Annotated in this window: 7 protein-coding genes; 5 read left to right on the forward strand and 2 right to left on the reverse strand. The window is 70.7% G+C overall.

Annotated features, from left to right (window positions below; genetic code table 11):
- Positions 1 to 56: 56 nt before the first annotated feature.
- The 4 genes from ispG to prmC all read left to right on the forward strand — a co-directional run bounded on the left by ispG (position 57) and on the right by prmC (position 4,593).
- On the forward strand, positions 57 to 1,223 hold the full coding sequence (gene ispG, locus ACFFGY_RS14610) for a flavodoxin-dependent (E)-4-hydroxy-3-methylbut-2-enyl-diphosphate synthase (RefSeq protein ID WP_377045226.1): 1,167 nt from the start codon (positions 57 to 59) through the stop codon (positions 1,221 to 1,223).
- Between the two features lie 198 nt (positions 1,224 to 1,421).
- Complete coding sequence (hisS, locus tag ACFFGY_RS14615) at positions 1,422 to 2,669, forward strand: histidine--tRNA ligase (RefSeq protein WP_377045227.1); 1,248 nt, start codon at positions 1,422 to 1,424, stop codon at positions 2,667 to 2,669.
- A gap of 3 nt (positions 2,670 to 2,672) precedes the next feature.
- On the forward strand, positions 2,673 to 3,728 hold the full coding sequence (prfA, locus tag ACFFGY_RS14620; protein ID WP_377045228.1) for a peptide chain release factor 1: 1,056 nt from the start codon (positions 2,673 to 2,675) through the stop codon (positions 3,726 to 3,728).
- A 4-nt stretch (positions 3,729 to 3,732) separates the two neighbouring features.
- A complete protein-coding gene (gene prmC / locus ACFFGY_RS14625) occupies positions 3,733 to 4,593 on the forward strand; it encodes a peptide chain release factor N(5)-glutamine methyltransferase (RefSeq protein WP_377045229.1) in 861 nt (286 codons plus the stop codon).
- A 9-nt stretch (positions 4,594 to 4,602) separates the two neighbouring features.
- Here the strand turns inward: prmC and ACFFGY_RS14630 are convergent, their stop codons facing one another.
- Positions 4,603 to 5,319, reverse strand: a complete 717-nt coding sequence (locus ACFFGY_RS14630; RefSeq protein ID WP_377045230.1) for an ImuA family protein — start codon at positions 5,317 to 5,319, stop codon at positions 4,603 to 4,605.
- A gap of 129 nt (positions 5,320 to 5,448) precedes the next feature.
- Positions 5,449 to 5,808, reverse strand: coding sequence for a DUF1127 domain-containing protein (locus ACFFGY_RS14635; protein WP_377045231.1), 360 nt, complete (start codon positions 5,806 to 5,808; stop codon positions 5,449 to 5,451).
- Between ACFFGY_RS14635 and ACFFGY_RS14640 the strand changes: the two genes are divergently transcribed.
- Positions 5,807 to 6,697 (forward strand): LysR substrate-binding domain-containing protein, encoded by an 891-nt coding sequence (locus ACFFGY_RS14640; RefSeq protein WP_377045232.1) that lies wholly within the window; start codon positions 5,807 to 5,809, stop codon positions 6,695 to 6,697. The genes ACFFGY_RS14635 and ACFFGY_RS14640 overlap by 2 nt on opposite strands.
- Positions 6,698 to 6,827 lie beyond the last annotated feature (130 nt).

Below are 6,827 nucleotides of genomic sequence, written 5' to 3' on the forward strand. Positions count from 1 at the left end.
TTCCGCGGCGCCAGCAAACACCGGGCCCTGATTTCGCCGGCCGCACGGGAACACGCATGTCCTATCGCCCCTACCAGCAGATCCAGCGCCGTCCTTCCCGTCAGATCCGGGTGGGCAAGGTGCTTGTCGGCGGCGACGCCCCGATCTCGGTGCAGACCATGACCAACACGCCCACCGAGGACGTCGAGGCCACGGTGGCGCAAATCCGGCGGGCCGAGGTCGCGGGCGTGGACATCGTGCGCGTGTCCTGCCCGACGCCGGAAGCCACCGCGGCGCTGAAGGAGATCACCCACGAGGTGAACGTCCCGGTCGTGGCGGACATCCACTTCCACTACAAGCGCGCCATCGAGGCCGCGCAGAACGGCGCCGCCTGCCTGCGCATCAACCCGGGCAACATCGGATCGCCGGAACGGGTGAAGGAGGTCATCAAGGCCGCCCGCGACTACGGCTGCTCGATCCGCATCGGCGTGAATGCCGGCTCGCTGGAGCGCCACCTGCTGGAGAAGTACGGCGAGCCGAACCCCGAGGCGCTGGTCGAGTCCGCCCTGTGGCACGCCGACCACCTGCTGCAGAACGGCTTCGACGAGTTCAAGATCAGCGTGAAGGCCTCCGACGTCTTCCTGGCGGTGGCGGCCTATACGGCGCTGGCGGATGCCTGCGACCACCCGCTGCACGTCGGCATCACCGAGGCGGGCGGCAAGCGTGCCGGCACGGTGAAGAGCGCCATCGGCATGGGCAACCTCCTCTGGGCCGGCATTGGCGACACCATCCGCGTGTCGCTCTCGGCCGAGCCGGAAGAAGAGGTCCATGTCGGCTGGGAGATGCTCAAGACGCTGGGCCTGCGCCACCGCGGCGTGAAGATCATCTCCTGCCCGTCCTGTGCCCGTCAGGGCTTCAACGTGATCGAGACGGTGGCCACCCTCGAGGAGCGGCTGGCGCACATCGAGGTGCCGATGAGCCTGAGCATCATCGGCTGCGTGGTGAACGGCCCGGGCGAGGCGCTGATGACCGACCTCGGCGTCACCGGCGGCGGCGGCGGCCGTCACATGGTCTACGCCGCCGGCAAGACCGACCACACGGTCGATGGCGGCGACATGATCGAGCACATCGTGGGCCTGGTGGAAGCCAAGGCGGCCGCGCTGCAGGCCGAGAAGGCCGAGGCCGCGCGGCTGGAGGCGCTGAGCAACGCCGCCGCCCTCGAAGCGCCCCAGGCGGCGGAGTAAGCCCCCCCGGGGCCAGGCGGAAACGACGGGCCGATCCGGCCCCGTCCGCCGCGCTGATGCTGGCGGGCGGCGCCCCTCGGCGGGGCGGCACGGCGGGCGACGGGTGCCAGCCGCGCGCATAACGTGCGCGGAATGGTCGGTCCGGAACCTGCCCCGCCTCGCGCCACGGCGCGGGCGGTGGTAACTGATCGCCCGATCATGGCCAGCCAGCTTCAGCCCGCCCGCGGCACCCGAGACCTCGTCGGCGAGGATTTCGCCCGACACCACCACGTCATCACCACGGCGCGGCGCATCGCCTCGCTCTACGGCTTCGAGGAATGGGCCACGCCCATCTTCGAGGACACACGGGTGTTCTCGCGCTCGCTCGGCGAAACCTCGGACGTCGTGTCCAAGGAGATGTACACCTTCCCTGACCGCGGCGGCGACAGCCTGACGCTGCGCCCGGAAGGCACCGCCGGCATCTGCCGCGCGCTGGTGAGCAACGGGCTGACGCAGGGCAACCTGCCGCGTAAGGTCTTCTACGCTGGGCCGATGTTCCGCTACGAGCGGCCGCAGAAGGGCCGCTACCGCCAGTTCCACCAGATCGGCTGCGAGATCCTCGGCGCATCCGAGCCGCTGTCGGATGCCGAGGCGATCGCTTGCGGCTGGCACATCCAAGAGGAGCTGGGCATCAGCGCCGGCACCGTGCTGGAGATCAACACGCTGGGCGACGCAGCCTCCCGCGACGCCCACCGCGCGGCGCTGGTAAGCTACTTCTCCGGCCACCGCGAGGCGCTGTCGGCCGACAGCCAGACGCGGCTCGAGAAGAACCCGCTGCGCATCCTCGACAGCAAGGACCCGGGCGACAAGGCGCTGGTGGCCGACGCACCGTCGATCCACGATCACCTCACCGAGGCGGCGCGGGCGCACTACGACGCGGTACGCCGCTTCCTGGACGGGTTCGGCGTGCCGTTCCGCGTCAACCCCAACATCGTGCGCGGCCTCGACTACTACAGCCACACCGCCTTCGAGTTCGTCACCGACCGCCTCGGCGCCCAGGGCACCGTGATGGCGGGTGGCCGCTACGACGGGCTGGTGGAGGAAATGGGCGGGCCGCACACGCCTTCCGTCGGCTGGGCCGCGGGGATCGAGCGCCTGTCCATGCTGTGCGAGGCCGCGCCCGCGGCCCCGCGTCCCGTGGCGGTGATCCCGGTGGGCGAGGGGGCGGAGGCCGCCGCGATCTCGGCCGTCCAGCTGTTGCGCCGGGCGGGCGTGGCGGCGGAGGTCGCCTACAAGGGCAACACCAAGCGCCGCATGGAGCGCGCCAACAAGCTGAACGCGCGCGCCGCGGTGCTGATCGGTGAGGATGAGGCGGCGCGCGGCGTGGCGCAGCTCAAGGACCTCGACGCCGGCACACAGCGCGAGGTCGCGCTGGCGGAGCTGGCCACGGCGCTGGCTGGGGGCTGACGCATGGCCCTGCCGCAGAAGCTCGACCGGCTTCTCCTTCGCGCGGATGAGCTGCGCGCCGCCATCAACACGGCGGAAGGCTCGCGCGTCGGCACGCTCAGCAAGGAGTTGAGCGAACTCGAGCCGCTGGTGGAGAAGGTCGAGCAGCTGCGCGCGGCAGAGCGGGCGCGCGACGAGGCGGAGCAGCTGCTATCCGACCCGGAGATGCGCGAGCTCGCCGAGGCGGAATACCAGTCGCAGCGGGAAGCCGTTCCGGTGCTGGAGCGGGAGGTCCGCCTCATGCTGCTGCCGCGCGACGCGGCGGATGAGCGCAGCGCCATCCTGGAGGTTCGCCCGGCCGCCGGCGGCGACGAGGCGGCGCTCTTCGCGGCGGAGCTGTTCCGCGCCTACCAGCGCTTCGCCGAGGCGCAGGGCTGGCGCTTCGAGGTGCTGGAATACGACGAGAGCGAGCTGGGCGGCGTGAAGGGCGCCAGTGCCGAGGTCGCCGGCAAGGGCGTCTTCGCGCGGCTGAAGTTCGAGTCCGGCGTGCACAGGGTCCAGCGCGTGCCGGCCACCGAGACGCAGGGGCGCATCCACACCTCCACCGTGACGGTCGCGGTTCTTCCCGAGGCCGAGGAGGTGGACGTGCAGATCGACGAGAAGGACCTGCGGATCGACACCTATCGCGCCTCGGGCGCCGGCGGCCAGCACGTCAACAAGACCGACAGCGCCGTGCGCATCACCCACCTGCCGACCGGCACCGTGGTGGCGATGCAGGAGGAACGGTCCCAGCACAAGAACCGCGCCAAGGCGATGAAGGTGCTGCGCGCCCGGATCTTCGAGGCGCAGCGCTCCGCCGCCGATGCCAGCCGCGGCGACGCGCGCCGTGCCCAGGTCGGCACGGGCGATCGCTCGGAGCGCATCCGCACCTACAACTTCCCGCAGGGGCGGGTCACCGACCACCGGATCGGGCTGACGCTGCACAAGATCGACCGCGTGATGCTGGGCGAGTTCGAGGAGATCGTCTCGGCCCTCACCGCGGAGGATCAGGCGGCGCGCCTGGCGGCCGAAGGGGAGTAGCGGGGTGGAGTGCGCCGATCCTGCCGGAACGGTGGGGGCCTTCCTTTGCCGGGCCGGGCAGCACCTGCGCGCCGCCGCCATCCCGCAGCCGCGCATGGAAGCGCGGATGCTGCTGGCGCACGCGCTCAACACCGACGAGGCGGCGCTGTTGCGGGAACCGCGCCAGCCGGTGGCGCCCGAGGCAGCGCGGGACTTCGCCGCGATGCTGGAGCGCCGGCTGCAAGGCACGCCGATGGCCTACCTTCTGGGAAGCGCCGGCTTCTGGACGCTGGACCTCGAAACCTCGCCCGACACGCTGATCCCACGGGCCGACACGGAAACACTGGTGGAGGCAGCGCTGGAGCTGCCGCTCGACCGTGAGGCGCCGCTGCGCATCCTCGACCTCGGCACCGGAACCGGGGCGCTGCTGCTGGCGCTGCTGTCGGAACTGCCGCGCGCCTTCGGGATCGGGGTGGATCTGGTGGAAGGGGCGGCGAGGCTCGCGGGCCGCAACGCCGCCCGCAACGGTCTGGCGGAACGGGCAGCCTTCGTGACGGGTTCCTGGGACGATGCGCTGTCGGGGCAGTTCGACCTCATCGTGTCGAACCCGCCCTACATCGAGACCGATGCGATCGACGGGCTGATGCCGGAAGTGTCGCGCCACGAGCCGCGCACCGCTCTGGACGGCGGCGCGGACGGGCTGGTGGCCTATCGCCTGCTGGCGGAACGGCTGCGCGACCGGCTGGCTCCCGGCGGCCACGCCGTACTGGAGATCGGGTCCGACCAGGAAGTGTCGGTCAGCGGGCTGTTCCGCGGACACGGTTATGAGGTTCTGGGCTGCCGGCGCGATCTCGGCGGCAATCCCAGGGCGCTGGTTCTGCGATAGGCCGCCCGCTCAGTCGGCGAAGGCTTCCTCACGATCTGCATGGGCGAGGTCCTCGGCCACCAGGACCTCCGCCGCCGCGCGCCAGGTGATGTTCCACCTCCGCGCCGGACCGCGCGCGCCCAGCAGCTCCACCTCCCACCACGGGTCGGCGAAGCGGTTGGCGGAGCGCCGGCCGCCGCTGCCGTCGGTGACCCGCCACTGGGTGGCAAGCGACGCCTGGCGGTGCCGCCCGCCGTCTTCCGGCAGGAGGCACAGGCACATCCCGCCACCCGTCTCGGCCGCGAGTTGCAGGCGGCGCAGCGCCGCGTCGTCCCAGCCCTCCAGCTCCAGCAGCGTCACGGAGACGGCGGGCGAGCGCAGGGTTTCCTCGGCGGCCCAGAGGAGTTCGTCCTCATCCTCGCTGCGCGCGAGAAGCAGCCGCGCGGTCGCCAGCCCGAACCTGCCGTGCGTCAGGGTCTGTACGGGATGGGAGGCCGCGATCCAGGCGATGTCGCCCTCGGTGCGGGCCGCGAGCGTCATGGCGAAGCTCAGCACGCGGTCCCGGTCTGCCGCCAGAATGCCGTGGACTGCCGCGCCGACGAGACCGCGGCCGAACGGCAGGGTGGCGTCGAGAGCTTCACCGAAGGAGAGGTCACTCCTCCCGTCAGCGTGCCCCGCAGCGGCGCGCCGGAGTTGCCTGCGACGAAGTGCTGCCCGCAGAGCCTCCTTGTCCAGAACCTGCTTCATCGCGCGGAAAGCCTCCCAGGTCCCGAACCATGTTGCCATGGTGTTCTCGGTGCGGCCTGCCGCGAGGTCAAGCGATTTCGGAACCGACGCAGCCGGGGCAGGGGCCGGTGCCGGGAGGCTGCGGGCGACTCACAGCGGGTGGCGGGGTGCCGTGTCCCAGGGCATGCGGGCCGCTTCCTCCAGGGCCTCGCTACGGCTGATGCCGATATCCGACAGCATCCGGTCATCCAGCTGGCCCAGGAGGCGGCGGCTCGTAATGACACGCGTCATGTCGCGAATGGCGTCGATCAGACTGGTGGAGCGGGCGAGCGGATGCGGCCGGACCGGGCTGGCAACCGCCCGGCTCGTCCTTGAAAGACCGGAGGAGGGGAAAAGATGAGCCGACATGGCACCGATTCCTTGTTGAAGCGTGACGACGATATCGGCCTGCCGTGGCGATGATGGAAACGAGTTGTTTTGACGTTCTCCATCAGCGATGTTGATACCCATGCTCGCCTTGCCACCCGGGATCGACCCCGACCTCCTGCGCTCCTTCGTGCTCGTGGCGGAGGGCGGCAGCATCACGCGAGCCGCCCAGGCCGTGGGGCGAACCCAGTCCGCGGTGTCCATGCAGATGCGGCGGCTCGAGGACACGCTGGGGCAGAGCCTCCTGCAACGCTCGCCGCGCGGCCTCACACCCAGCGCCGCCGGTCTCTGGCTCCTGGACCGGGCACGGCGGCTGCTGGAGATGAACGACGAGATCGTCGCGGGCTTCAGGACGCCGGAGCTGACCGGCCACGTTCGCCTGGGCTCGCCGGACGACTACGCCCTGGTCTGGCTGCCGGAGATCCTCGCGCGCTTCGCGGAAAGCCACCCGGCGGTGGAGATCGAGGTGATCTGCCTGCCGAGCACGGACCTCCTGACATGCTACGATGCGGGCAGTCTGGACCTGACGCTGTTTTCCGCCGGCAACGAGGCGCCAGGCGTGCAGTCCGAGCTGCTCTGGCGGGGGCCGCTCCGTTGGATCGGGGCCACGGACCGACCAGTGCATCTCCGCCGCCCCTTGCCGGTGGCGCTGTGCCCGAACAGCTGCCCGTGGGGCAGGTCCGTGATCGAGAGGCTGGATCAGTCCGGCCTGGCCTGGCGGGTGGCCTATCATTCGGCCTCCCAGACGGGGACGCAGGCCATCGCCCTGGCGGGTCTCGCGGTCAGCTTCGGCCTCTCCGGTACCCTGCCGTCCGGGCTGCGGTTCCTGGATGGAGAGGATGGGCTTCCGCCTTTGCCGGAGTTCGGAGTGGCGATGCGCGTGCGCGACGACCTGCCGCTGGCGCGAAGGCTGGGCCAGCACATCACGGAAAACTTCAGCGCAGGGGTGCAGGGCGCAACTTCACCGTCCTGAGCGCGTTTCATTTCGTCTGAGGAAAGTGCGACAAGGGTGTTTACAGGTGTGTCTGTGGGGCCTATATCGCCGCTCACACCGGGACGGAGCGCTGGTGAGGGTTTCTGGCCTGACTTGCTGAGGCGGGTTG

It is taken from the genome of Roseomonas elaeocarpi (assembly GCF_042433915.1).
Taxonomy (GTDB): Bacteria; Pseudomonadota; Alphaproteobacteria; order Acetobacterales; family Acetobacteraceae; genus Roseomonas; species Roseomonas elaeocarpi.